The sequence below is a fragment of the Psychrobacillus sp. NPDC058041 genome, assembly GCF_042885655.1.
Classification (GTDB): domain Bacteria; phylum Bacillota; class Bacilli; order Bacillales_A; family Planococcaceae; genus Psychrobacillus.
The window spans coordinates 105,219-131,074 of the sequence record NZ_JBHVRO010000003.1; the positions used below are offsets into that span (position 1 = coordinate 105,219).

At 35.7% G+C, this 25,856-nt stretch carries 26 protein-coding genes, 1 pseudogene and 1 riboswitch; of the genes and pseudogenes, 16 read left to right on the forward strand and 11 right to left on the reverse strand.

The window, feature by feature from the left end; translation table 11 throughout:
- Positions 1–63: 63 nt before the first annotated feature.
- Positions 64–342 carry a hypothetical protein gene (locus ACFVR1_RS05640; RefSeq protein ID WP_387581490.1) on the reverse strand — a complete coding sequence of 93 codons (279 nt, stop codon included), beginning with the start codon at positions 340–342 and terminating at the stop codon, positions 64–66.
- A 198-nt stretch (positions 343–540) separates the two neighbouring features.
- On the opposite strand from ACFVR1_RS05640, the gene ACFVR1_RS05645 reads away from it, so the two are divergent.
- From ACFVR1_RS05645 to ACFVR1_RS05670, 6 genes are all read left to right on the forward strand, one after another.
- Positions 541–1,209: a PepSY domain-containing protein gene (locus tag ACFVR1_RS05645; protein WP_387581493.1), complete on the forward strand. Its 669-nt coding sequence runs from the start codon at positions 541–543 to the stop codon at positions 1,207–1,209.
- A gap of 86 nt (positions 1,210–1,295) precedes the next feature.
- A complete protein-coding gene (locus ACFVR1_RS05650) occupies positions 1,296–2,063 on the forward strand; it encodes an ABC transporter ATP-binding protein (protein ID WP_387581496.1) in 768 nt (255 codons plus the stop codon).
- Positions 2,060–2,818, forward strand: a complete 759-nt coding sequence (locus tag ACFVR1_RS05655; protein WP_387581499.1) for an ABC transporter permease — start codon at positions 2,060–2,062, stop codon at positions 2,816–2,818. The genes ACFVR1_RS05650 and ACFVR1_RS05655 overlap by 4 nt, the downstream gene beginning before the upstream one ends.
- A 1-nt stretch (position 2,819) precedes the next feature.
- Entirely contained in the window at positions 2,820–3,344 is a 525-nt protein-coding gene (locus ACFVR1_RS05660) for a COG1361 family protein (RefSeq protein ID WP_387581501.1), read from the forward strand.
- A gap of 66 nt (positions 3,345–3,410) precedes the next feature.
- Entirely contained in the window at positions 3,411–4,082 is a 672-nt protein-coding gene (locus ACFVR1_RS05665; protein WP_387581504.1) for a response regulator transcription factor, read from the forward strand.
- Entirely contained in the window at positions 4,079–5,443 is a 1,365-nt protein-coding gene (locus ACFVR1_RS05670) for a sensor histidine kinase (RefSeq protein ID WP_387581506.1), read from the forward strand. Before ACFVR1_RS05665 ends, ACFVR1_RS05670 begins: the two co-directional genes overlap by 4 nt.
- A gap of 45 nt (positions 5,444–5,488) precedes the next feature.
- On the opposite strand, the gene ACFVR1_RS05675 is transcribed toward ACFVR1_RS05670, so the two are convergent.
- Positions 5,489–6,226, reverse strand: a complete 738-nt coding sequence (locus ACFVR1_RS05675) for a metallophosphoesterase family protein (RefSeq protein WP_387581509.1) — start codon at positions 6,224–6,226, stop codon at positions 5,489–5,491.
- Between the two features lie 25 nt (positions 6,227–6,251).
- A complete protein-coding gene (locus tag ACFVR1_RS05680) occupies positions 6,252–6,929 on the reverse strand; it encodes a TVP38/TMEM64 family protein (protein WP_387581511.1) in 678 nt (225 codons plus the stop codon).
- A gap of 87 nt (positions 6,930–7,016) precedes the next feature.
- On the opposite strand from ACFVR1_RS05680, the gene ACFVR1_RS05685 reads away from it, so the two are divergent.
- The 3 genes from ACFVR1_RS05685 to ACFVR1_RS05695 all read left to right on the forward strand — a co-directional run bounded on the left by ACFVR1_RS05685 (position 7,017) and on the right by ACFVR1_RS05695 (position 9,848).
- A complete protein-coding gene (locus ACFVR1_RS05685) occupies positions 7,017–7,691 on the forward strand; it encodes a YdeI/OmpD-associated family protein (protein WP_387581514.1) in 675 nt (224 codons plus the stop codon).
- Positions 7,691–8,422, forward strand: a complete 732-nt coding sequence (locus ACFVR1_RS05690) for a class I SAM-dependent methyltransferase (protein ID WP_387581517.1) — start codon at positions 7,691–7,693, stop codon at positions 8,420–8,422. Before ACFVR1_RS05685 ends, ACFVR1_RS05690 begins: the two co-directional genes overlap by 1 nt.
- Before the next feature lie 169 nt (positions 8,423–8,591).
- Complete coding sequence (locus tag ACFVR1_RS05695) at positions 8,592–9,848, forward strand: erythromycin esterase family protein (protein WP_387581520.1); 1,257 nt, start codon at positions 8,592–8,594, stop codon at positions 9,846–9,848.
- 42 nt (positions 9,849–9,890) lie between these two features.
- Here ACFVR1_RS05695 and ACFVR1_RS05700 read toward each other — a convergent pair whose 3' ends face one another.
- Positions 9,891–10,706: a DUF2785 domain-containing protein gene (locus tag ACFVR1_RS05700; RefSeq protein ID WP_387581522.1), complete on the reverse strand. Its 816-nt coding sequence runs from the start codon at positions 10,704–10,706 to the stop codon at positions 9,891–9,893.
- A gap of 167 nt (positions 10,707–10,873) precedes the next feature.
- On the opposite strand from ACFVR1_RS05700, the gene dacB reads away from it, so the two are divergent.
- The 4 genes from dacB (at position 10,874) to ACFVR1_RS05720 (ending at position 17,373) form a co-directional block, all read left to right on the forward strand.
- On the forward strand, positions 10,874–12,358 hold the full coding sequence (gene dacB / locus ACFVR1_RS05705; protein ID WP_387581524.1) for a D-alanyl-D-alanine carboxypeptidase/D-alanyl-D-alanine endopeptidase: 1,485 nt from the start codon (positions 10,874–10,876) through the stop codon (positions 12,356–12,358).
- 121 nt (positions 12,359–12,479) lie between these two features.
- A complete protein-coding gene (locus ACFVR1_RS05710; protein ID WP_387581527.1) occupies positions 12,480–13,055 on the forward strand; it encodes a TetR/AcrR family transcriptional regulator in 576 nt (191 codons plus the stop codon).
- A 100-nt stretch (positions 13,056–13,155) separates the two neighbouring features.
- Entirely contained in the window at positions 13,156–15,249 is a 2,094-nt protein-coding gene (locus tag ACFVR1_RS05715) for an MMPL family transporter (protein WP_387581529.1), read from the forward strand.
- Between the two features lie 387 nt (positions 15,250–15,636).
- Positions 15,637–17,373: a methyl-accepting chemotaxis protein gene (locus ACFVR1_RS05720; protein ID WP_387581532.1), complete on the forward strand. Its 1,737-nt coding sequence runs from the start codon at positions 15,637–15,639 to the stop codon at positions 17,371–17,373.
- An 86-nt stretch (positions 17,374–17,459) separates the two neighbouring features.
- Here ACFVR1_RS05720 and ACFVR1_RS05725 read toward each other — a convergent pair whose 3' ends face one another.
- The 4 genes from ACFVR1_RS05725 to ACFVR1_RS05740 all read right to left on the reverse strand — a co-directional run bounded on the left by ACFVR1_RS05725 (position 17,460) and on the right by ACFVR1_RS05740 (position 19,574).
- Positions 17,460–18,188, reverse strand: a complete 729-nt coding sequence (locus ACFVR1_RS05725; protein WP_387581534.1) for a polysaccharide deacetylase family protein — start codon at positions 18,186–18,188, stop codon at positions 17,460–17,462.
- Between the two features lie 319 nt (positions 18,189–18,507).
- Complete coding sequence (locus ACFVR1_RS05730) at positions 18,508–19,077, reverse strand: manganese catalase family protein (RefSeq protein WP_387581537.1); 570 nt, start codon at positions 19,075–19,077, stop codon at positions 18,508–18,510.
- Between the two features lie 15 nt (positions 19,078–19,092).
- Positions 19,093–19,359 (reverse strand): spore coat protein CotJB, encoded by a 267-nt coding sequence (locus ACFVR1_RS05735; protein WP_387581539.1) that lies wholly within the window; start codon positions 19,357–19,359, stop codon positions 19,093–19,095.
- Positions 19,356–19,574 (reverse strand): hypothetical protein, encoded by a 219-nt coding sequence (locus ACFVR1_RS05740; RefSeq protein ID WP_387581541.1) that lies wholly within the window; start codon positions 19,572–19,574, stop codon positions 19,356–19,358. Before ACFVR1_RS05740 ends, ACFVR1_RS05735 begins: the two co-directional genes overlap by 4 nt.
- A 249-nt stretch (positions 19,575–19,823) precedes the next feature.
- On the opposite strand from ACFVR1_RS05740, the gene ACFVR1_RS05745 reads away from it, so the two are divergent.
- The 3 genes and pseudogenes from ACFVR1_RS05745 to ACFVR1_RS05755 all read left to right on the forward strand — a co-directional run bounded on the left by ACFVR1_RS05745 (position 19,824) and on the right by ACFVR1_RS05755 (position 22,088).
- Entirely contained in the window at positions 19,824–20,549 is a 726-nt protein-coding gene (locus tag ACFVR1_RS05745; protein WP_387581543.1) for a DUF2935 domain-containing protein, read from the forward strand.
- A gap of 211 nt (positions 20,550–20,760) precedes the next feature.
- Positions 20,761–20,927: pseudogene (locus ACFVR1_RS05750) on the forward strand (steroid 3-ketoacyl-CoA thiolase); the annotation flags it as partial.
- Positions 20,928–20,939: 12 nt separating this feature from the next.
- The gene (locus tag ACFVR1_RS05755) at positions 20,940–22,088 is read left to right on the forward strand and encodes an acyl-CoA dehydrogenase family protein (protein WP_387581546.1); all 1,149 of its coding nucleotides are present in this window, start codon (positions 20,940–20,942) and stop codon (positions 22,086–22,088) included.
- 303 nt (positions 22,089–22,391) lie between these two features.
- On the opposite strand, the gene metC is transcribed toward ACFVR1_RS05755, so the two are convergent.
- The 3 genes from metC to ACFVR1_RS05770 form a co-directional block, all read right to left on the reverse strand.
- The gene (metC, locus tag ACFVR1_RS05760) at positions 22,392–23,573 is read right to left on the reverse strand and encodes a cystathionine beta-lyase (RefSeq protein ID WP_387581549.1); all 1,182 of its coding nucleotides are present in this window, start codon (positions 23,571–23,573) and stop codon (positions 22,392–22,394) included.
- Positions 23,573–24,691: a methionine biosynthesis PLP-dependent protein gene (locus ACFVR1_RS05765; protein ID WP_387581552.1), complete on the reverse strand. Its 1,119-nt coding sequence runs from the start codon at positions 24,689–24,691 to the stop codon at positions 23,573–23,575. Before ACFVR1_RS05765 ends, metC begins: the two co-directional genes overlap by 1 nt.
- A 155-nt stretch (positions 24,692–24,846) precedes the next feature.
- A riboswitch (SAM riboswitch) is annotated at positions 24,847–24,952 on the reverse strand.
- A 185-nt stretch (positions 24,953–25,137) separates the two neighbouring features.
- Positions 25,138–25,335 carry a hypothetical protein gene (locus tag ACFVR1_RS05770; RefSeq protein ID WP_387581555.1) on the reverse strand — a complete coding sequence of 66 codons (198 nt, stop codon included), beginning with the start codon at positions 25,333–25,335 and terminating at the stop codon, positions 25,138–25,140.
- Between the last annotated feature and the right edge of the window lie 521 nt (positions 25,336–25,856).

Genomic DNA, 25,856 nt, shown 5'->3' on the forward strand with positions numbered 1-25,856 from the left:
TTCAATGCAAAAAGGATATCCATATGAGATATCCTTTTTGCATTGAAATTATTGGAAATCTATTTAGCGTGGCATTGGGTATCCAGGATATCCTTGTTGCCGAGGATATCCATATTGGCCATAAGGCATACCTTGGACTGGGTACCCATGATAACCCTGTTGATGATATGGTTGTTGATACATCGGATATCCTTGTTGTCCATAAGGCATCTGATATCCTTGTTGTCCGTAAGGCATCATAGGATATCCTTGTTGTCCATAAGGCATCATAGGATATCCTTGTTGTCCATAAGGCATCGGATATCCTTGTTGCATTTGTCCTCCCTGAAATGGTTGAACCATTCTTCTTCACTCCTTTTTTATCACTCCAAGTAGCATATGTAAAAGAGGGCAAGTGGACTGGGATATATAAAAAATATGAGAAATTCCTCATTAAACTTTCATTAACTTCTTAAAAAAGCTTTGGTAACTTTTCATAAGCACCTGTCAGAATAGTGACTGTAAGAAAGCTTCACCCAAAACTTTTTAGGAGGAATATAGATGAATAAGAAAATAATTATCCCGGCATTAGCAGCAACACTGATTGGAGGAGCGGTTGCAGGGAATAGCCTATTCTCTACCGCTTTTGCAAGTGGCAAAACACCAGCAACGAACCAAGTGGAAGATCAAAAAGACGATGACAATATTGCTGTGCTTCAAGCAAAGGCAAAATTGACTTTAGATGAAGCGCAAGTAATTGCACTACACAAAGTGTCAGGTACTGTAAAAGACTCTGAGTTAGAAGATGAAGACGGCGTAGTAGTTTACAGCTTTGAAATTAAAACAAAAGCTGGTGACGTAAGTGATGTAAAAGTTAATGCAGAAGATGGCAACATCGTTAAAATCGAAAATGGTGCAAACGATGAAGAAAATGACAAAGGAAAAAAAGAAGGAAATGAAACAGATGGTGAAGAAAATGACGATAATATCGCAGATCTTCAGGCAAAAGCAAAATTGACTTCAGATGAAGCACAAGTTATTGCATTAAAAGAAGTACCTGGAACTGTTAATAAATCGGAACTAGAAGATGAAGATGGTGTAGTGGTTTACGGATTTGAAGTAAAAACAGCTTCAGGTGAAATGAAAGACGTGAAAGTGGATGCTGCCTCTGGAAAAATAGTAAAAGTCGAATCGGATAGTGAAAACGAAGGCAAAGAAGGGAAAGAATAATTGCAGATTCTAAAAGGAAAGGGTGGGTTGGACCCATCCTTTCCTTTTCATTTCTTTTTTAAACATCTATTAGAGGGAGGTACAATATGATTCAAACGAAGGATTTAACAATGGAATACCCGAATGGGTTTACTGCAGTTAATCGATTAAGTTTACATGTAAATGAAGGAGATATTTATGGTTTTTTAGGACCAAATGGTGCTGGTAAAACAACAACTATTCGTATGTTAGATGGTTTGTTAAAGCCAACAGCTGGGGAAGTTCTAATTCAAGGGAAAAGTGTTATCAGGAATGAACGGGAAATTAGAAAAGTGATAGGTGTTTTACCGGAGTCACATGGCTACTATAACTGGATGACAGGAGCAGAGTATTTACTATTCTTTGCACAACTGTACGGAGTGGAAAAAAGTAGACAAAAAGAGCGAGTAGAAACTGTACTTCATCAAGTTGGTATGACAAGTAAGGCAAATATTCCTATTGGACAATACTCACGAGGGATGCGGCAAAGAATCGGAATTGCAAAAACGATTATTCATGAACCTGTTCTTATTTTTTTAGACGAACCTACACTTGGTTTAGATCCACAAGGACAAAGAGATATTCAAATGATTTTACATGATTTAAACAAAAAATATGGAGTTACGATATTCATAACTTCTCATTTGCTCAAAGAAATTTCTGAAATATGTAATCGTGTTGCTATTGTAAAAGAAGGGAATTTAATAGAAGAAGATTACTTAGATTCACTTTTGAACAAATATGGGCCAATGAAAGCAGACACAACGGAACCGATTACTTTGGAAGAGGTATTCTTTTACCTTACAGATCAAGTAGATAAGGAGATACATCTATGATAACGGCGCTTATCCGAAAAGAAATAAAAGAAAATGTCTTTTCTAAAAAAAGTCTGTGGATATATTTTGCTGTGACTATTTTGTTTAGTGGTCTTGCATTAAGTTTTGTCTCTGTGAAAGAACTAAGTTTACTTGCTCAAGTAGAAGTAAATATGACTTTCATGAAAGTAGTTTTAGGTATTAGTATTTTAGTTACGATCATTATTGGATCGAATATGTATGCAGGGGAAAGAGAAAGAGAGACGCTTGAAAGTCTTTTATTATCCCCATTGTCTAAAGCGCAAATTACGTTTGGAAAATTAGTAGGTTTGCTCTTATTTTGGTTCATTATTTCTTTACTATCTCTTCCTTATTTTTATGCACTAGCTATGGGTACAGATATATTTTTGAAAGCAATTGTATTTCTTTATTTCATTTGTTTTCCATTAGTCATTGGATTTTCAGCATTATCTCTAGGCTTTTCTGCAATTCTCTCATCTACTAAGAGTTCTACACTTTTAGCGTTTGTCTTCTTTTTAGTAACGGCAATTCCAATGTTCTTATCAACAACGATGAAAAAAAGTGGATTTGCACATATCGTTGATACAATTAGTCCGTTATCACGATCCATGCTTACGTTAAAGGATTACTTTGTAAATCGGCTTGGTTTCATGGTATTGATGGTAGATTTACTACCAGTACTCATCTTCTTAATACTTAGTATTGTACTATTGTTGTTCGCAAACAATAAAATCACGCTTAAAGGAGGAGAATAGAATGAAAAAAATATTCATTTCTTTGGCATTTCTCTTCTCTTTTATAGTAATGCAAACGAGTGGAGTCGTATCTGCTTCAGATACAGTTGATATAAAAATCCTTTCACCCGATGCAGTGGAAAATTATCCTGGCCTGGAAACGACAGTGCAAGTCGAAATTACCAATCTATCGAGCACAGAACTGAAGAATGCGATGGTTTATATTACAATGGCCGATATCGGGAAACATATGACCGTAAATTTAGAGGACTACGGTGCAGATGTACCCGTTTTACTGGATACATTAAAGCCCCAGCAATCTGTAAAAGTTGAATTACCAATTCGTTTTGTTTATACAAGCAAATATAAGTTGTATGTAACGGTAAGTAGTGACGATGATCAACAAATACACTCTAGTGAGTCAATACCCGTACATATTTTAGGGAATACGAAAATTGATCCACTTATTGTACAAATTGTTTCAATTGCGATGCCTGTAATATTGCTCCTTTTATTATTTTTCGCAAGAACAAGAAAAAAACAATAAAGAAATTTGTCTGTTCTACCATTGTTCGATAACATGTAGATAACTCAATTCGTTGGAGGGTTCATATTGAAAAAAGTATTAATCATTGAAGATGAGGAAAGTATTACAGAGTTTCTAGAGCTTGAACTTAAACACGAAGGCTTTGATGTAACGGTTATCCATGATGGTAGAAGTGGATTAGAAGCTGCATTAATGCAACATTTTGACCTTATTCTTTTAGATTTAATGCTTCCTCACTTAAATGGAATAGAAGTTTGTAGAAGAATTAGAGTGGCGAAAGAAACACCGATTATCATGCTCACTGCAAGAGATAGCGTAATGGATCGTGTCATGGGTTTAGATGTTGGTGCAGACGATTATATGTCAAAGCCTTTTTCAATTGAAGAACTATTAGCAAGAATGCGAGTAATTTTTCGCCGAAATGAACGGCATGAAGAGTGTATTGTAAAATATTTAAAATTCAAGGAAATTGAAGTCGACACTATTTCAAGAACAGTTATGAAAGGTAATGAAGAAATTCCTTTGACAAAGAGAGAATATGAACTTCTTTTAATGTTTTTACAAAATGTAAATCGTGTACTTCCGCGTGAACTAATTCTCGAGAAAATATGGGGATATGAAACAGAGGTAGAAACGAATGTGGTAGATGTGTATGTAAGATATTTGCGAAATAAAATTAGTATAGATGATGACAATTATATCCACTCTGTCCGTGGTGTAGGTTACGTGATGAAATGATGAAAAAGTTAAAGCTAAAGTGGAAGATTGTTTTATGGGCAACTGCGCTTATGATTGGTTTGTTTGTTTCTTATAATATATTGCAATACTTTGTTATAAACAGTTGGATGACTCATTATGAAGAGCAATCCATTGAAAAAAAGATGACTACTTTGCAAAACTATTATTCTAATCAGAAACTATCTAGTCGGCTTATTAAAGAAAATGAAACGTTTGTTAAATCCATCAATGAGAAGTCGGAAACAATTCGAATTTTAGATAAAGAGGGAAATAGTATTGTAGCGGTGAGTGAAGAAGAATTATTGGGCATACCTTCACATTTAGTCCAAAATGATCAGTTTGAGTTGATCAAATCAGGTGATGACCGGCTGCTTATTTACCGAGAACCGTTAGTTGGCACGAGTTTTGTTGGAACAATTGAAATTGTACGCAACCTAGAGATTTTCGATGGTCTATTAAGTCAATTTGGATTTGTTATGTTTTTGTCAGGAATCGGTGCAGTTTTCTTAAGTTTAATGGGGGCATTTTTTCTTTCCAAACAAATAGTTAGTCCAATTCAGGATATTTCCAAAACACTTGCAAGGATTAAAAAATTCGGTTTAGAAGAAAGAGTAAAAGTTCAACCAACACAAGATGAAATTTCTGAATTAGCCATCCACTTTAATGAGCTAATGGATCAATTAGAAACTTCTTTCAATAAGCAAAAGCAATTTGTGGAAGATGCTTCCCATGAATTAAGAACTCCTTTATCTGTATTGAATGGAAACTTAATGATGTTGAACAGGTGGGGAAAAGACAATGTGGAAGTGTTAAATAAATCATTAGCTTCTTCCTTGAAAGAAGTGGATCGCATGGATAAATTGGTAAAAGATTTACTAGAGCTATCTAGACTTGATTCTGAAAAAACAATAAATGCTGCGATTCCTTTGATTAATCCAAAAAAGGTGATTGAAAAAGTTGTAAACGATTTTGAAATTACACACCCTGAATTTGGTTTTTCTTTTCAATTATATGATGACACTCCTCTTGCGATAAAAGAGGGACACTTAGAACAACTGCTTACAATATTAATCGATAATGCGATAAAGTATTCAAAGGATGATACAAGAGTGAACATAAATTATCGGCAACGGAAATTGAGTGTTCAAGACTTTGGAATCGGAATTTCAGAGGAGAGTCTCCCCCACGTTACAGATCGATTTTATCGAGTGGAAAAATCACGCAATCGGAAGAAAGGTGGATATGGAATCGGCCTATCCATTGCTCAAAAGCTGATGGATTCTTATAGAGGGAGTTTAGTTATTGAAAGTCAGTTAGGCCAAGGTACCTCTGTTACCCTTACATTTCCAAAAGTGCTCTAAAAAACGAACTACTAAAAGATTAAACTTTTAGTAGTTCGTTTTGTTTTATTCGCCAACATAAAAAAGCTTAAACAGGACTTCTCTTTGTGGAACCTTTAAAGCATCAAACTTTTCAAGGAAAGCATTTTTGTCGTAGGTAGCTTGATCAATACTGATTAAAGGTTTCATTGGTGAGAAATCAATAATTGCATAAGGAGCGATATTTTCTTTAGACACTCCTAAAGCACCGGGATTTAAGTAAGTTTGGTGTTCGTTGGAAAATAAATGCTCTGGATGATGATGTCCAAAACAAACAATATCCGCGGGATAATTAGCGTACATTTTCTCCATATTCCCTAAAGATGGTTCCAGTATGCTATAAAAAGGTTCATCATTTATATGGGCATTGCGCTTAGCTAATTCTATATGATAATGAATTCCCATGATACGAGTGCCAGTTATTTGTTTTTCAATCATTCGCGGTAGTTTTTTTAGTTTCTTAAAATTGTCTGTTGATAATCGTTCTGCAATCCATTTGTGATGTTCACGAGTATGTTTATAACTTTCAGGATGTCCTTCTCCTGAAATAAGCGATAAAATGGCTTCGTCATGATTTCCCGTAATCATACGAATATCTGGACGTGCAAACAGTATATCGAGTATTTCGTTTGTATCTGGACCCATCGCGATCATGTCCCCTAGACACCATATTTCTTCAACATCCTTACGTTTATCAATTGCATGAAGAACTGCTTTTAATGCTAGTTCGTTCCCATGAATGTCTGTAATGATAGCAAGTTTCATATATTTCCACTCCTAAAAGTTTCAGCTAATCTGCGGTATCTATATTTTTAATAGATTTCTTTTTCTTTTTTATTAAATAATATAGTACGATTGCTGCCACTATAATAATCCAAATAACGTATTCATTCCAATCAGCAAAAAATATACCAGCGGGAATTAATGACAACACAAAAAAATAAAGAAAGTTTCCAATTGTAGTTGCAAGTAAATAAGGAAGGATTCGGATGGTACTTAGCCCGGCTAATATGTTGACCAAACTTGTCGGGACAAAGGGGAAGATTCTTGCCTGGAATACATAAGCAAAACCATTAGTATCTAATTTTTCGATTAGTTTTGGGTGAAATTTTTCCAAAATGGTTTCTTGGAAAATATAGCGAACGCAATAATAGACAACAATCGAAGCAAGAATGCTTGTTAGCCAGCTCCATAAAAAACCATTAATAAAACCAAACAACGTAATATTAAGAGAAATAACAAGTATTAACGGAAATATGGTAATGGAATTTTGAATTAGCATAACTAAAAATAAGAAGAGTAGTGCATACCCCATGTTTTTCTTTAAAAAAGTTTGAGCCGCATCTATATTTCCGTCAATAAGCAGCATGATTAGCTCTCTATTCATTAGAAAAAACAGTGCAAATAATAGTGAGCCACCCCATATTAGCCATTGCTTCTTTGTGAGATTATTTATTATTTTTTTCATGCTTCACCTGTGCTTTCAATTTATACTATTATATAAAGCAGTTATTTATTCAATCCTATAAAATTGCATGTGAAAGGGGAAAACGGTGTGAATTCAACTAAAACTGTCATTGAAAAATTAAATATGGAGAAGTATTTGAAAAAGTTGATACTTCATAAACCGGAAGATATATGTGATTTTGATGAATTAGAATTCGATATTACTATAAAAAAGGATAAATATGATCTTGTATTTATATTTGTATTTAATCTAGAGGATTATGCTAATACATTAAAAAATGTGATTGAAAAGAAGTTAATTGAGAAAAACGGTTATTTGTACATTGCTTATCCTAAAAAGAATAATCCAACATATGCGGAATATATTGAGCGAGATAGTATGCTCGCCTATATAGTTTCAGATGAAGAAGGATATGTTCTACAAAGCGACTTAAAATTTTCAAGAATGGTTAGTATGAATGAAACTTTTACCGTTGTTGGTCTAAAATCAACGCCTAAGAAATTGAAAAAGAGTGCAAGTACTAGTCAATGTGTAGATGATTATATAGAGAACGTTGAAGATATTATAAAGTATTTGGAAAGAAATGAGAAATTACTTAACCTGTATAATCAATTAACTCCGGGCTATCAGAAGGATTGGGCGCGTTACGTATATAGTGCCAAACGAAAAGAAACGCAAGAAAAAAGACTATTTGAGATGGAGATAGTTCTTGGAGAAGGATATAAGACCAAAGACTTGTATAGAAGAAGAGGGGAAAAATAATGGAATATAGAGGATCGAGTGTGTATGACCAATCGGAGTTTTTCGCAAATTATATGAAAAGAAAGGGTAGAGAAGACAGTCCGAACAATGCTATTGAAGGACCAATAATGTATGAACTTATTGGAAACTTTCAAGAAAAGAGCTTTCTAGATTTAGGGTGTGGAGATGCCTCTTTTGGGAAGGAATTATTGGAGAAAGGTGCAAAGCACTACCACGGAGTAGAGGGTTCCAAACAAATGGTGGAAGCAGCAAATAATCACATCTCTGGCATGAACGGAACCATACATTTAGATACAATGGAGACTTTTCATTTTCCAAAAAATGAATTAGATATAGTGACCTCACGATTTGCCATTCATTACATAGAAGATGTCCAAAAGTTATTCACTAATGTATACAGTGCATTAAAAGAAAACGGTAGGTTCATATTTAGCGTTCAACATCCACTTACGACTTCTTCTTTTGTCAGTAAACAGTCAGGAGACAGACGTGAGAATTGGATAGTAGACGATTATTTTATCGAGGGAGAACGAAAAGAACCATGGATTGATGAAGTGGTTGTCAAGTACCACCGTACAATAGAACAATATTTCCATGCTTTGAAAATGGCAGGCTTCCAAGTAGTAGATTTACGAGAAGGTACACCACTGCGTGAGCATTTTACCAGTGAAGAGGAATTCAAAAGAAGACAAAGAATTCCCGTTGTACTGGCTTTTTCTTGTGTAAAATAGAGAAATGGCTATGATTTTAACAATCATTTCATCAGACTGTAGGCAAACTCTATAAAATGAGTTGTCTACATTTTTTATTAAACAGGACACCACTTATTGACATCTATTTGTGATTGTTGAATGAATGAGGTTAGAAAAACTCAAACTGTACTGAAAAGGAGTGCTTTCATTGAGTTTAATTGAAGATATAAAGAAAAATGCTCAACCATTCAAAACAAAACAAGATTTAACAGCCATAATAGAAGCAATTGGTGATGCTAAAATTGTCCTTTTGGGAGAAGCGAGTCACGGCACATCTGAGTTTTACAAAGTTCGTGCGGAAATATCCAAACGGTTAATTGAAGAGAAGGGATTTACGCTTATTGGCGTGGAGGGAGATTGGCCTTCGACTCAGCATATAAACAGATTTATTAAAGGCTACACGGATGACCAAACCAACGCTGAAGAAGTGTTAAAAGCATTTAATCGGTGGCCGACTTGGATGTGGGCAAATGAAGAAATAGCAGAATTTGTTTCATGGTTAAAGATGCATAATGGACAAAATGAGACGAAAGAGAAAGTTGGATTCTATGGAATCGATGTATACAGCTTGTGGGAATCCTTAGATGAAGTGATTACATATTTAAGTAATACAAATCCAAAAGGAATTGAATTGGAGTATGCTAAAAAAGCATTCTCTTGCTTTGAACCATATAATCGCCATCCTGAAACTTATGCTATTTCTTCTATCAACATTTCTGAAGCTTGTGTAGATGAGGTGTCAAAACTACTGACTACCATTCGTACTAAAGAGGAAAATTATAGTGACATAAAAGAGGCGGACTTAAATTTAAAAATAAATGCACTGGTTGCTAGGAATGCGGAAAAATATTATCGCGCAATGGTTCGAAGTGATGAGTTGTCTTGGAATATTCGAGATGAGCATATGGTAGAGGTGATTAATGAAATAATGGACTACCATGGGAAAGGATCGAAAATAATCATTTGGGAACATAATACGCATATAGGAGATGCTTCCGCAACGGATATGGCTGCTTCAGGTATGGTGAATGTCGGGCAAACTCTTCGATTGCAAAATAGAATAGAAGATGTTTTTGCTGTTGGATTTGGGACGCATAGAGGTACTGTTATCGCGGCGAATGAATGGGATGCTCCCTATAAACGTATGGATGTACCTCCTGCGAAAAAAGACACTTGGGAAGATGCATTATATGCTGCTGGGGCATTTGATAAGCTATTGATTTTTAATGAAAAAAATCGTTCAATGTTTAATGAGCTGATTGGTCATCGCGCCATTGGGGTAGTATATAATCCTGATTACGAAGCATATGGCAATTATGTACCTTCTAAAATAGCGGCGAGATACGATGCTTTTATTTATATCGATCAAACAAAGGCGCTTTCACCTTTAGGAACAAATGAATAAACAGTTAAGGCTGCTCAAATAATGTTGGAGCAGCCTTAGTTGTTAATAAATCATTTGAACAACTAAACGTTTTATTGTTTCTTTCATACCATTTTGAATGGCTTCCTTTTCTAATAAAAAGTAAGAGGATTTCAAAAAATTCTTAAATGCTAGTTGAGCATAATACGGTTGCAACTCACCATTTGAAGCAGCATAATTATCTGCAAGAGACTGCTTTAATTGTTCTAACCAAGTTACTATGAGATCTTCATTAAGATGATATTTAGTTAGTGTAACGAATGCTCGAGCCAACCGTTCTTCTTCATCGTCTTGATAGCCATTAGCGATGGTAAGAAAACGTGCGATATGTTGCAAAATCTTTAAGGCGTCATCTTCGGTTGCAGTAGGATGTTTCATAATGGAATCTAGTAAATCAGCGCCATGTGCAGCAGCATGTGCCCAACCTCTTTTATCAACATAGCCTCTTAAGTCTGATTCTTTACCCATATATTCATGAGTTGCCTCTATAACTTCTCGTACTAAGTCTTTACTAATTATTTGTTTAGTAGAATCGTGTTCTACTATCAAGGCGTAAACAAGTGTAGTGAAAGAACGAGTGAAAACAGAGTCAGTTAAGGGATTATCTATATCTAATACTACTGATTTATTCTCTAACAGTTTGTTTAAAATGAATACCATTTGCTGCTGATCCAGAAAATCTTCTGTTACCAACGTGTAAAAAGCAGTGTAAATAAGTTTGTCCCTCAAAATGGGGTCTGTAGATCCTATGTTTTCAATCATTTCATCTAAAACTTCCGTTGAAACCATTTTCAGTTCACATGAAATAATACTTTGTAAAATGTCTTTAAAATTTGTCATATTTTCTCCTTAAGATGCATTTGTTTGCATTAATAATAAAAGTTAAATCATGGTAAGTCAACTAGATATTCGGAGATAACTTTGTGCATTCCTCGGAAATAACAGTATTATCTAATAATTTCGTGATAAACTAGTGATATCTAATTTTGTAATACAGGAGGTTTAAAGTGACAATTTTAAAAAAACTCTTAGTAAGCTTAGTTTCTGTGTTTATGATAAGTGGCGCAATATTTATTCCAGTTACAATTGATTCTAGCGTTGAAGCTGCCACTTCCTATACGAACTTAAAAAATACGATAGATAATATTATGCAGGATAGCCGTATGAGGAACGCCTCTACTAGTGTGACGATTCGAAAAGCAACTACTGGAGACGTGGTGTATCAGTATTATGCGGATAAAGAAATTACTCCAGCCTCATCACTCAAATTGTTAACTGGCGCAGCTGCATTAGATATGCTTGGAGAAAATTATCGTTTTTCTACCGCTGTGTTAACGGATGGAAAGGTGAAAAATGGAACACTAAATGGTAACTTGTATTTACGTGGTCAAGGGGATCCGACTTTATTGAAAACACAGGTAGATAATTTTGCAGATGGATTAGTGAAGCAAGGAGTGAAAAGGGTATCGGGAAATTTAATAGGGGACGATACGTGGTTTGACTCTGTTCGATTGTCAGCAGGAATATTAGCAGAGGATGAGCCTTATTATTATGCCGCTCCCATATCTGCATTAACACTTTCACCAAATGATGATTTTGATGCAGGCTCTGTTATCGTTGAAGCTATTCCTGGAGTTAATGGAAAAGCTACGAAAGTAACGTTAACTCCTATAACTAGTGTATTACAAGTAGTCAATAATTCTAAAACAGTTCCGAAAGGACAAAAAAACACACTGAAAATTACTCGGCAAGTTGGTACGAACAAGGTGGTTGTATCAGGGAATTCTCCGATAGGAACTTCTGGCACAAAAGAATGGATTTCTGTAACTAATCCAACTCTCTATGCACTCGATGTTTTTAAAAAATCATTAACGGAAAAAGGAATTACGCTTGCCACTTCCTCTAAAATTGTTCAAGGTAAAACTCCAGAACGGGCTCATGTATTAATGTCCAGAAAATCTATGCCGCTGAAAGAACTGATTATTCCTTTTATGAAGTTAAGTAATAATACGCATGCGGAAATGTTAGCAAAAGAAATGGGTAAAGTTAAATATGGAGTAGGAAGTTGGGATGCAGGACTTAAAGTAATGCGTGAATATGCAGATTCTATAGGGCTAGATAGCGACCATTGGAACTTTGAAGATGCATCTGGAATGTCCTATTCCAATAAAACTACTTCTAATCAACTATCTCAACTACTGTATGTTGTCCGTTTTGAACCTTGGTATAACACGTATTTGAAAAGCTTACCAATAGCTGGTGAATCGGATCGATTTATAGGAGGAACACTAAGAAATAGATTGAAAATGGCTCCAGCAAAAGGGAATATTATAGCTAAAACAGGTAGTTTAGAAAATATTAAATCACTTGCCGGTTATGCAAAAACAAAAGATGGAGAAACGCTTATTTTTACGATATTAACGGAAAATGCAAAAACGAGCACTATTCCAGTCATCGACCAAATCGCCACAGCCATCACAAATTTCAAGTAATATTACAGGAGTGTTACGGGTGCCTGGCACCAGTAACACTTTTGTAATTTTTAGCTTTTTAGGGATAGTTTAAGTATTTGCTTGCATGTACTATACTTGAGTAATTAGTGGGGTGAGCGTAGTGGGAAGGGAAAGAAAGTTTACAGACGAGGAATTATTCAATGCGACTAAAGAAATGATTATTAATGAAGGGTATGAATCTTTTACTTTCAGTCGTTTGGCAGCCATTCTAAATGTATCGAGAGGTAGTATATATAAGTATTACGAAAATAAAGATGAATTAATTTCTGAGTTTTTAATGTACGAGATGAATCGTTTTCTAACTGAAATTAATGCACTCAATAAAGAAGGGGATTTTCAAACTCAATTTGATTTATTAATTGATTTCATTTTCCGACATAATAATATTCATCAAGTAATGGAGATAATAAATCAAATTCCTTCCAACACGACAAAAAGAGTAGAAGGAAACAAGTTGAAATTAGGCGAATACCATGTGGATATGTATCAGCAATTCCAAGGTTTAATCGATTTAGGTAGGGAAGAAAAAAGGATTAAAAGTCATTTACCTACAGCAGTTATATTAGGTATGATATTTCAAACAATTGCTATACCAAACCATTTCGATATTCCAAAGGAGGAATGGATTGCTTCTATAAAAGAAATATTATGTCATGGAATGCTCCAAAAAGAGTAATTGACATAACTGTCACTTTTGAACATACTATAAGAGACAGTTATGTTTTTTTTTATTCAAAGTGACAATAGTGTCACTTACAAAAAAAGGAGAGTGAATCATGCAGAAGATTATTCGCCTTGTAACAGATTTTGTAACTTCCAAAAAAGGAATGTGGATTACACTAGGGGTATGGGTAGTCATTACTATGTTGTTAGCGGTGTTTGCACCTAGCGCAAGTGAATACAAGGTGTCAGGTGTTACTTCCTTACCAGCAGATGCCCAATCTGTCATTGCTCAACAGAAAATAGATGATCACTTTAAAGATGCAGAAAGTATTCCAGGTATTCTCGTTCTTCAATCGGAAAACGGAGAAATAAATACAGAAATCCTTGGTGAGGCATTAGATAAAGTGAGTGCTGCTAATATTCCTGGATTAAAAAAGATGATACTTTTTAGTAGTCTTCCACCGCAAGCTCTTGCTGGTTTTTTCTCAGAAGATAAAGAGACAGCTGTGATTCCATTAAGTTTTGATCCTTCCTTAGATACAAAAGATTTAGAAGTAGGTATAGAGAAGGTAAAAACAATTGTCAGAGATCAAACAAAATTGACTATTTATATGACGGGTCCAGCGGGAATTGCTGTAGATACATTAAATTTATTCTCAAGAGCAGATATTGTATTGTTGCTATCTACAGTTGGAATTGTGTTGATTTTATTAATCGTAATTTACCGATCTCCGCTATTAGCATTAATTCCGTTGTTATCAACGGCATTTGTATATGAAGTAGTCAACCAAATTCTAGGACTATTTGGAAAAGGTGGATTAGAATTAGCGACTCAGTCTACATCCATCATGTCTATTTTATTATTTGCTGCAACAATTGATTATTCGTTATTTGTTTTTTCTCGATACCGGGAAGAACTGAAGAACTATGAATGTAAATATGATGCAATGAAGTGGGCGATGCGTGAAACAGGAATACCTGTATTTTATGCAGGCGGAACTGTACTTGCAGCGATGCTCGTTCTGTTTTTTTCAGAGTTTGGTGATTATCGAAACTTTGCTCCAATATTCGGTACGACAATGTTTGTTATTATGATTGCATCGATTACGTTAGTACCTGCAATGTTTACACTTTTCGGCAGAAAATCATTTTGGCCGAAAGTTCCGAAATTTGGAGATGTTGAAATAAAAACAAATACGCTGTGGAGTAAAATTGGTACATATATTGTTAATAAACCTATTGTTGCAGCACTATCAATATTAGTTATTCTAGTAATATCTGCTTTCAATATGTTCAATATGAAATATGAATTTGATACAATCAAATCTTTCCCAAGCAACATGCCTTCTCGAGTAGGATATGAAGTTATTGAAGCGAAGTTTGAAAAAGGAGATCTAGCCCCAACGACGGTCCTACTTGAATCAACAAATGAAATAACGTCTGAGGAACAAGAAAGTTTAATGAAAAATATCACCAAACAAACTTTAGTAAGCGGAGTTCGTGTAACCGGAATTTCAGAAGACGGTCATGCGATTCAATATCAATTAACTTTTGAAGAAAATCCTTATTCGGTTGAATCAATGGATGCATTAGAGAATATAGTTGAGAACGCGGAAAACATTATACAAGAAAGTAAAATAAATGGAGAACTCTACTTTGCAGGTGAAACAGCGACGAAAGTGGATGATCGATCGGTAAATGATCGTGATTTAATCGTTATAGTTTTGTTAGAAACAATATTAATTTTTATTATGCTAATTTTTTTAACGAAGTCTATTAAAATGCCAATATACATGATGGGAACGATTTTATTATCTTTCTTAGCAGCAGTTGGGCTTGGTATGTTCTTAACTAATTTACTTTTTGACATCGATACGATAAGTAATCGAGTTCCGCTGTATTCATTTGTTTTCTTAGTAGCACTTGGAATTGATTATAATATTATATTAATCTCTAGATTATTGGAGGAGCGTAAAAAGCACACTGTAAAAGAAGCGGTTCAAATTGCGGTTGCTAATACGGGTGGGGTTATTTCGTCAGCAGGAATTTTACTTGCAGCAACCTTTGCAGTACTTATGACACAACCAATCCAATTACTGTTTGTGTTTGGATTCATCGTAGCGGTAGGAATTATTCTAGATACATTCTTAATTCGGGGAATACTACTACCTTCCTTAATCGTCCTATTTGAAAAAGATAAAAAGTAAGAAATAGCATGGTACTGGGTTTTTATCCTGGTACCATGCTATTTTGTTACAAAAGTGTTACGGTTGCCTGGCGTCCGTAACTTATTTTAAGAGAATATATATGAATTGGAATGGGATGACCAGGGTGATTTCTGCTGCAGGCAGACGCCTAGGAGACTGAAGCCATGCCCGCGAAGCGACCGCCATAGCGGAAATCAAAGACATTTCTAAATTACTCTTCTTAAAAGGACCTGGCGTCTTTTTGCTCGGTTTTTCTTAGGTGTAATTGAAGTTAAAAAAGTATTTTATTTTGATAACTCAAAAAATATACAATATTTGCCGATAATAAACTGTAGATATTTATTTGGTGAATTATTTGGGGAATCTCTAGAGAGAAGGGTTAGTAGGATGAGGAGAAAATCATTAAGTACAAAGATGTCATTAATTCTTATTATGGTCATGTTATGTTTGTTTGTAGCAGTTTCAGCATTGTTTACTTTTAGTACACTTAGAACGGTTGAAGACTCTATTAGAAGTCAGGCGGTAACAACTGCTGATTATTTGGCTAGCAGAGTAGACGGAGATAAATACAAGAAGTTTATGGATGAACCAGTGGAAAGTGATACATATTGGGAGTTAAGAAATGAGTTTGTTAATGAATTGGATAGCACAGGTATACTTTATCTATATACGTTAAAAGCTGATGCAAATTCGGTTGAAATAATGATTGATGGGTATCCAAAAGGAGCAGAAGGTGCAGCAACTATTGGACAGAAAACGACTGGAACAACTTTTGAAGATGTAAGCCCTGTTTTACAAGGAAATTCGGTAAGTACGAAAGTTATTAATGATCCTGAGTTTGGAAGATACTTATCGGCATTTTCTCCAATTAGAGACAGTAAAGGTGATATTGTGGGGATTTTGGCGGTTGATATTGATGCTGAAAAAGTCGCAGGAATTCAGAGCAATCTTCTTAAAACTACTATTCCACTTGTTGCGGTAATATTCCTTGTCATTATTCTTGTTCTTACAACCATATTTTATTTATATACAAAAAGAACGTTGGCTCCTCTTACTGTTGTAAGTGATGCTTTGGGAGACTTTGCAGAAGGGAAATGGAGTTTAGCTGCCAAAAAAGTTAGTGGAATAAAGTTTCGCTCAGAAAATGAAATATCTGCATTGGCAAAATCGTTTATTGCTTCTCATGAGCAATTGAGCTCGGTCATGAATGTGATGAATAGTCATTCTTCACAAGTTTTATCATCATCAACTCAACTCTTTGAGACCATTGAAAAAACAATGGATACTAACCGGACAATTAATAAAAATATGGCTGAATTAGCGGCGGGAAGTACAAAATCATTACATCATAGTGAAGAATCTGTTACTGCACTAGAACAGATGTCCATAGGAATTCAAAAAATTGCTGACTCTGGAAATGAAATGTCCAATACATCCAATGACGTAACCATCTTCATTAGAGATGGTCATGAAGAATCGAAGAAAGTCGTGGAGCAAATCAGAGATGTTCAAAAAATGGTCCATCAAACTGGAGGAAAAGTAGAGGAGCTAGGTAGCCAATCCAAACAAATTCAGGAAATAACAAATGTTATGACAGACATAGCTGAACAAACCAATTTACTTGCATTAAATGCTGCAATTGAAGCAGCACGCGCAGGTGAGTCAGGAAAAGGGTTTGCGGTAGTAGCAGATGAAGTAAAGAAATTAGCCGAACAATCCAGGAATTCAGCAGAAGAAATTAGAACACTTATTGATAACTTTGAACAAATTACTAATGATGTTAGTCATGTGATGGCTGCAACATCTACCAAAGTTACAGAAGGAACGGAAGCAGTCCAAAAAATTGGAGAAATGCTTGAACATGTTGTAAGTACAATTAGTCAAATAAATTTAGAGATTCAAGATACCTCTGCTATTACGGAAGAAATGTCAGCAGGTTCTGAGGAAATTCTAGCGGCATTTGAAAATATTAAAGGGTTTGCAAGTGATGCTACTAATCAAACAATGGAAGTAGCAAGCTCAACAGAAAACCAAACAATTGCAATGGGTTCATTGGAAGAAATGAGTGGCGAACTTCAAAAAGTAGCGCATTCCTTAAGCGAATTAATTCATCGATTTAAATAGGTTTTAATACTTAAGAGTCGATTATCAAGTTTTTTATACGTTAGCGTTAAAAAATAGTAGGATAGACCAACTAATGGTTTATTCTACTATTTTTTTATGCTCAAATTATTTATTTCTAATAATTCAGATACTGTTACAAATTTGTATCCTTGCTTTTTAAGTTCTGGAAGAATCTCTTCTAGAGCTTTAACTGTTTGTGAACGATCTCCGCCTGCATCATGAAATAATACAATATCACCTGGTTTAGCCCCAGATACTACTCTTGATACGATTTTTTTAACTCCTGGTGTTTTCCAGTCTTCGGTATCTTGATGCCACGACCACATAACAACTTTGTAACCGTTTTGTACAGCAGTATTAATAATGCGATCATTGTAAGTACCCCCAACAGGGCGGTAATATAAAGGATAAGTACCAGTAATATCGTAGATTATTTCATTTGTCTTTTTTAATTCTTCTTTGAGCTCTTCAGGTGTAATTTTATAAGGGTGGGTATAAGTATGGTTAGCTATTTCATGGCCGCCATAGCCTATTTGAAGAATGAGGTCTGGATAGGTTAATGCCCTTTCACCAATGACAAAGAACGTTGCTTTTGCATCGTATTCTTCAAGTAAATCCAGTATTTGTGGAGTGTAGACAGAATGGGGCCCGTCATCGAATGTGAGAGCAATGACTTTTTCCTCTGTATTAATACCCCAAAGAACATATCCCTTCTTTTCATAATAAGGTCTCCCTTTATCCATTGCAGAAGAAGCGTAGGCTATACAAAAAAATATGATAAGAAATACTCCGATTTTTATACTTAAAGACTTCATGATTGATTCCTCCTTACCTTACTATTTTGGCGGAAGGCTTTTTTTACTTTTTAACTTAGAAATATTGTTCACCGATGAGCTATGAAATATACTAATATTATTTTGAAAAAGTATTTTTAAAACCAAATTACTTTAAGTATCGTGCATATAGTTTTTTGGGGAAGTAATAATCTAACAAAAAAATAAATAAAACGCTCGGTATAGGGAATAATCACCTTACCAAGCGTTTTTTATTACAAAAGTGTTACTGGTGCCTGGCACCGGTAACACTTTTGTAATGTTTATGCGATTTTTTTATGGATTATTTTTGGGGGTTCGTTTAGAAGATTTTTTTGCGGTCTCTTTCGTCTTTTAATAGTTCGACTGCTTCGCGGAATCGGAGGGAGTGAATATTTTCTCTTTCTCTTAAAAATCTTAATGCATCGTTTATACCAGGGTCATCGGAGATGTCTATTAACCATTGATAGGTTGCACGGGCTTTTTCTTCAGCAGCTATGTCCTCGTAAAGATCGGCAATGGGGTCGCCTTTTGACTGAATATATGTGGAGGTAAAAGGAACACCACCAGCATTTGAATAGAATAGGGAATGTCCGTGGTTGACAAAATGGGCTCCTAAGCCTGCTTTTTCTAATTGTTCTGGTGTAGCATCTTTCGTTAACTTATAAATCATAGTTGCCAACATTTCTAAGTGTGAAAATTCTTCTGTCGATATATCTGTTAGAAGGCCAATTACTTTATCAGGAACAGTATAGCGTTGATTCATATATCGTAGAGCAGCAGCAAGTTCTCCGTCCGCACCACCGTATTGTTCCATAATGTATCTTGCTAGCATAGGATTACAGGTGGTAACCTCTACCGGGTAGAGCAGTTTTTTTTCATAAACCCACATTACCTTTCTCCTTTCTCATAGTTGCCATGGCCATGGTGTTTGATTCCAGCGCCAGCCTACATCAATTGCTTGTCTGGAAGGGGCAGACATTAATGATAAAGGTCCAAATTTACTTTCATAATGTTTGCGTACCCTTGCCGCCTCTTTTATTGCTTCTCTCCATTGTTCTAAAGCGTCTAAATCATCTTGGTGAGTATCTGTGTATAAAGTTAACTCAACTACTACAAAGTCCATTTGTTGTACTTTTTTTAACAAGTCTAGTCTTTCTTCAAATTCATTCATGAAATTCCTTCCTCTCGCGAAAATCCATCCACAAATTGTGGCCAAAGAGAACCTTGCCATAGTGCTTCTTCTGGAGAATTTTGCGGTAGACCAGGAGTTTGAAAATTCGTAAAGAGTTGAGGTGGTAAAACAAAATGCTTAACTAAAATAGGGGGGCAAGGGTCTAATGGTGACACAAAAGGGTAATAACTTCCTCGATATAATGATGGCTCCAAATGAAATCACTCCTTCAGACTATCCTATGAAGGATGGGCACAAATGAGACTAAGTGGACAACCTGTTTAAGTAATTAAGGATTGATATAAATCAAAATAAAAAAATGTTAGCGGATAAATAAAACCAAATACAATTCCAAATGTATAATGCAATCGCCTATCCCATTCACAAATTTATAGGTGAATGCATATATTTTTAGAGGGGGAAAAGGAGGGGTTTTACTGGAAAAAACATTTCAGGAATCCGCATTGTATGAACTTCATTTTTGGTTGCAAGTGTTAGGAGATCATGGAAGATTTATTCATGATTCATTAGCTCCTAATGAAACGGAAAAAATTGAAGCTGCAAATTCTTTTACTAATCTCTTTGATCAATTATTAATGACCTCAAAACAGCCATTAAATACAGATGAACTTATTTTGTTAGTCAAGCAGGCAAAATTAGCGAGTGAAGAAATCCGTGTGTTTAAGTTGTATCTCATAAAAGATCATTTAATTGGGGATATTAAAATATCCTTATCGCCATCCTTTATCAATCATATGGTGAACGAAGTGGAAGAGGCTATCCGTGTATTTACCTACTTAGAACAAGGTCAGGAAGTTCCAATAATACATCCTTTACATCATGATTTGCTTTGGCTGCTTGATGCGGCGGGTCATGCGGTTGCTATTGATGCAAATTTAGACATAGTAGAAAGAAAACTGAAAGACCAAGGACAGCAATTTATGAAAGACTGGGAAGATTTCTATTTAAAAGCAGTTGAACTAGCAGGTTTTTTACGTGCGAATGTAGAGAGATTTCCAGCATTAGATAAATTCCATAATGATATTGAATTGGAAATGACGATTTTTAAAGTGTTCTTAAAGGAATTGGAAGAAATGAGAATTAAAAAAGAAGCATTAGGGACCTTTACCCCTCTAATGGCAGATCATATGGCTAGAGAGGAAACGTATTATTTACAAAAGATAAAGTAAAATCCGTTAATAAAAACTATTTGAAATTTAAGAATGCCAAGGTGAATTTTTGTTCATCTTGGCATTTTTTCTTGTTAGGTACTACTCACTTAATAGATTGTAGTGAAAGGATGAGTGAGACAGATGGGCCATCACAACGAACGCGTCCACCTAAAACGGAAATCCGAGGTATTATTTAATTCTTTAAAGTACTATCAACATTAGTTAGAGAGGGGGAGCAATTGCACTTGGTCATCCACTGGGGTGGGTGCAACCGGAACGAAATTATTTGTTACGTTGATGAATAGACTAGAACATATAGGTGGTCGATATGGATTGCTTGCTATATGTGAAGGAATGGGAATGGCGAACACTACTATAATTGAACGAATAGAATAGGAGTGATAGACATTGGGAAGGTATAGATTTGAAACAGATGAGCATGAGATGTTTCGAGATTCGCTTCAGAAATTTCTTCAAAAAGAAGCAGTACCTTATTATCATACATGGGAAAAAGAAAGAATCATTCCTATTTCTTTTTGGAAGAAGCTTGCGGAGATGGGATTCCTTTGTCCTCAAGTAGAAGAGAAATATGGCGGTTTGGGTTTAGATTTTAGTTTCAATGTGATCATTTCTGAGGAATTAGAAAGAGTAGGAACTAGTTTAGTTGGAGTAAGCTTGCACAATGATATTGTTGTACCGTATATTGAATCGTTTTGCTCAAAAGAACAGAAGCAAAGGTGGCTCCCAAGTTGTGTGACTGGCGATATCATTACAGCAATTGCCATGACAGAACCAGGTACCGGTTCTGATTTAGCCAATATTAAAGCGTCCGCTATCCGCGATGGTGATTATTATGTGTTGAATGGCCAAAAGACATTCATTACAAATGGTATTAATGGAAATCTATTTCTCGTTGTCGTAAAAACGGATTCGAGTATAGAACCAAAGCATAAAGGAATTAGTTTAATAATGGTAGAGGAAGGTACACCCGGTTTCACAAAGGGAAGAAAGCTTGCCAAAGTTGGACTCCATGCACAAGACACAGCAGAATTGTATTTTGAAAATTGTCGTGTTCCTGTCTTAAATTTAATAGGCGTAGAGGGCCATGGATTCGGCTATTTAATGGAAAAGCTGCAACAAGAAAGACTAGTTGTTGCCCTTGCAGCGCAAATTGCATCGGAGGATATGCTTGAAACAACAATAGAATATGTAAAATCGCGTAAAGCTTTTGGGAAGTCCATATCAACTTTTCAAAATACACAATTTAAAATAGCGGAAATGGCGACAAAAGTAGAGCTTGGAAAATCATTTCTTGAGTCACTTATTGAAGACCATCTTAATGGGAAAGATGTTGTCACGAAAGTGTCGATGGCAAAATATTGGCTGACAGAAACTGCTCGTGAAGTTTCCATAGAGTGTATGCAATTACATGGTGGATACGGTTATATGGAAGAGTACAAAATCGCCAGGAGATATAGAGATATTCCCGTCGCATCCATATACGCTGGAACAAATGAAATTATGAAAGTAATTATTGCGAAGAACTTAGGATTATAAATAAAATTGATGAATATGGCCTCTTTTCGTTGTCTAATTGACAAAGAGAAGAGGTCTTTTACTATTATTTGTGTAGCATATTACGTTGCAATAAAAGTAAAGGAGAGGGTAACATAATTGGTTGCGATCCATCATTTAACAACTTTTAATGTACAATAATTCCAATCCTATTCACAACTTCTCATAAAAACAGACTCATTCCTCAATATCACCCGCAATACATGACGGATTTTAACCAACTTATCTTCTCCTGTTAATAAATTTCCTTCCTTCATAAAAGAGGTTGCTAGGTAAGTCAATTCGTTAAGTTATCACTTTCTCTTTTTCTGCTATAGTGAATGCTTGCTCGAAGTCTGCAATCAAATCATCTACATTCTCTAATCCGACGGAAAATCGGAGTAGTCCATCGGTAATTCCTCGTTTTTCACGTTCTTCTTTCGGCATAGCCGCATGTGACATTTGGGCAGGGTGAGATAGAATGGATTCAACACCACCAAGACTTACAGCAAAAACAGGAATTTTTACGTTTTCTACAAATACTTTGGCAACTGTCCGATTAGGTAATCGGAATGAAAGAACAGCTCCTGGGTTGCTCGCTTGCTTCACATGAATATCGTAACCAGGATGTGTAGATAAACCGGGATAAAAAACTTCTTCTACTAAGGAGTGTTGCATTAAATAGGTAGCGATTTTCTGTGCAGATTCTGAGGATTTTTCAAATCGTACACCTAAAGTTTTAATTCCTTGAATTAAAGAAAAAGAATCTTGAGCACCTAAAACTGCTCCGAACGAGTTTTGAATGAAGGCTAATCGTTTTCCCAGTTCTTCATCTTTCGTTACAGCAAGCCCTGCGATAATATCACTATGACCTGATAAAAACTTGGTAGCACTATGTAGGACTACATCTACACCAAGATCGAGCGGACGTTGATAAAGTGGAGTCATAAAAGTATTGTCCAAAAAAGTAAGACAATCATTCCTTTTAGCAAGCGCTACAATGCTGGCAATATCTGTGATTCCAAGACAGGGATTCGATGGTGTTTCAATATATAATAATTTTGTATTTGAACGAATAGCATTTGTAACGGATTTTACATCTGTAAAATCTGCAAAAGTATGTTCAATTCCAAAACGAGGCAATACTTCCGTTACAAATCGAAAAGTTCCACCATATACATCTTCTGTAATGACAATATGATCACCTGAAGAGAGAAGCATGAATGCAGAAGAAATTGCTGCAATTCCGGAAGCAAATGCAAATCCGCGAGTTCCGCCTTCTAACTCTGCAATAGTTCGTTCTAAAGCATCTCTTGTTGGATTACTGGAACGGCTATAATCATATGGCCCAAATTCATCAAAATTTCCTTGGTGGAAAGTGGAAGACAAATAAATAGGAACATTGACTGCACCAATTTTTCTCTCTGACCAACCTCTTGTAGAAGTCGTTATTAAACTAGTTTCTAACTGTTCGTTTGGGTAGGTCATTATTCACTCACATCACTTTCTAGTTCATTAAATACTTGTCTCAAGTCTGCGATTAAGTCCTCTACTTCTTCAACACCAACTGAGAAACGTAAAAGGCTATTATCTACACCACGGGCATTGCGCTCTTCTTCCGGTATATCTGCATGCGTTTGAGTAGCGGGATATGTAATGAAACTTTCCACTCCACCAAGACTTTCTGCGAAAACAATTAATTGAAGTTTTTCAAGGAAAGGACCTACCCACTCGCTTTTTTGTAAGCGGAAAGAAAGCATTCCGCCTTTTCCAGGATAGAGTACATTCTTTACTGCAGATTCGTTTTGCAAAAATTCTACTATCTTTTTCGCATTTACATCATGCTGGTTCATTCGTAAATGAAGTGTCTTTAATCCTCTGATTAGTAGCCATGAATCGAATGGGGAAAGCACTGCGCCAGATGCATTATGATTTGCATGTAATTTTTCACTTAATTCTGTCCCTTTTGCTACAACAAGACCAGCAAGCACGTCATTATGACCTCCAATATATTTGGTTCCACTATGAATGACAATATGTGCACCAAGCTCAATAGGGCGTTGTAAGTAAGGAGTTAAAAATGTATTGTCCACAATTAATAGTAATTGATGCTCTTTAGCTAATTCCGCATATTTCTGAATATCGATCTCCTGCATTAAAGGATTTGTCGGTGTTTCAATAAAGATTGCTTTTGTGTTCTCGGTAATAAGTGATTTTACTTCATCTACGGATGAAAACTTTGCATATGTAGTATGAATATTGTAAGAATCTGAGTACTGATTAAATAGTCGGTACGTTCCCCCGTAAAGGTCTTCTGGAGCAATCAATTCGTCACCAGAACGGAAAAGAGATAGTACTAATTGAATTGCAGCCATACCCGAGCTACAGGCAAAACCTGCATCTCCACTTTCTAATTTAGCGATACCTTCTTCTAAAATAGCGCGAGTAGGATTTTTAGTACGTGTATAATCAAATCCTGTCGACTGGCCAAGACCACCATGGATGTAAGCAGTTGACAAGTATATTGGCGGATTAACAGCACCTGTTATCAAATCACTGTGGTTCCCTAATTGAGCTAGTTGGGTTTCTAAACTATTTTTTGACATATAATATTCATCCTCTTCAATTAAAATAAGAAATACGTAGGCCTCTTGGTGGCCCTTTTAAGCTTCACGCAGGAGTAAAGGAGCTGATATTTCTCCAAATAAAAAGAGGATTCTCTAATAAGAAGAGAATCCTCAAAAAAATACTGAAGTTAGTCTTCTTATCTTCAAGACGATGTCCGTCTATTGGAATTAGCACCACACCATTATTGGCTGGTTGCTGAGACATCTTCGGGCCAATCCCTCCGTCTCTCTTGATAAGAAATAAAATATTAAATTTTCTAAATGTTAAATTTAAAATAGTTTATCATGGGATGGATAATAATACAAGGAGATGAAGTAATAAATAGTCAAGGCAGATGGTTGTCCTTTAGTAAGGCTTGAAATGTAAAAAAGGCATGTGCGGTAAATGCGCCGAACATGCCGCAGATTTATTAGTCAACATGTAGCTATTGGAGCATCGGAAGGAAGAATGCAATTGCTCCAAGTACTATAGAAATCCAAGCTAGGAATTTTTGTGGGGAAGTTAAACCAACTAATCCCAAGACTACCGCACCACCACCAAGTATCATAGGATAATAAAAGAACCCCACAACTGCTAATACAATCCCAATCCAGCCAATCCACATACCTAAAGAAGCTTTCATTGCTAACACCTCCTTTCCCATACTTAAGAACAATATTTTCATAGAAAAATGTTCTTCCACTAGTATATGAAGAGGAGGTCGATTCTTTATAAACAATTTGCGGAATAAAGTAGAATAAAAGAGTTTTTTACAGAAAGTATATAAATTTTTAATTTTATGGCCATGAACAACTGGTTCCTTTGCGGAGCAGGCAAGATATGGGCAGATAACCAAAGTTAAAGGGGAGATAGTGACTGCTTAGGGGTACAGCGAAAGTTAAAGGGCATATAACATCAGGATATGGGCAGATATTTTTTGGTGGCAATATCATGCCGTAGAAGCTCCATGTCATCTATCTTACTAAGCAATGATAAATCGTTCCATACATACTAGTTGATTGGAGGGGATGTGGCGACTTCATCGGGATTAGCAGATGTTTTCTGCGCCGAAAGCGAAGCGGCAGGTGCATGAGCAGATGGCTCCGCATTAACGCAAGAAAGGGAAGGAAGGCTAAAGACGCCTCTTCCCTGGGGCAACGCATT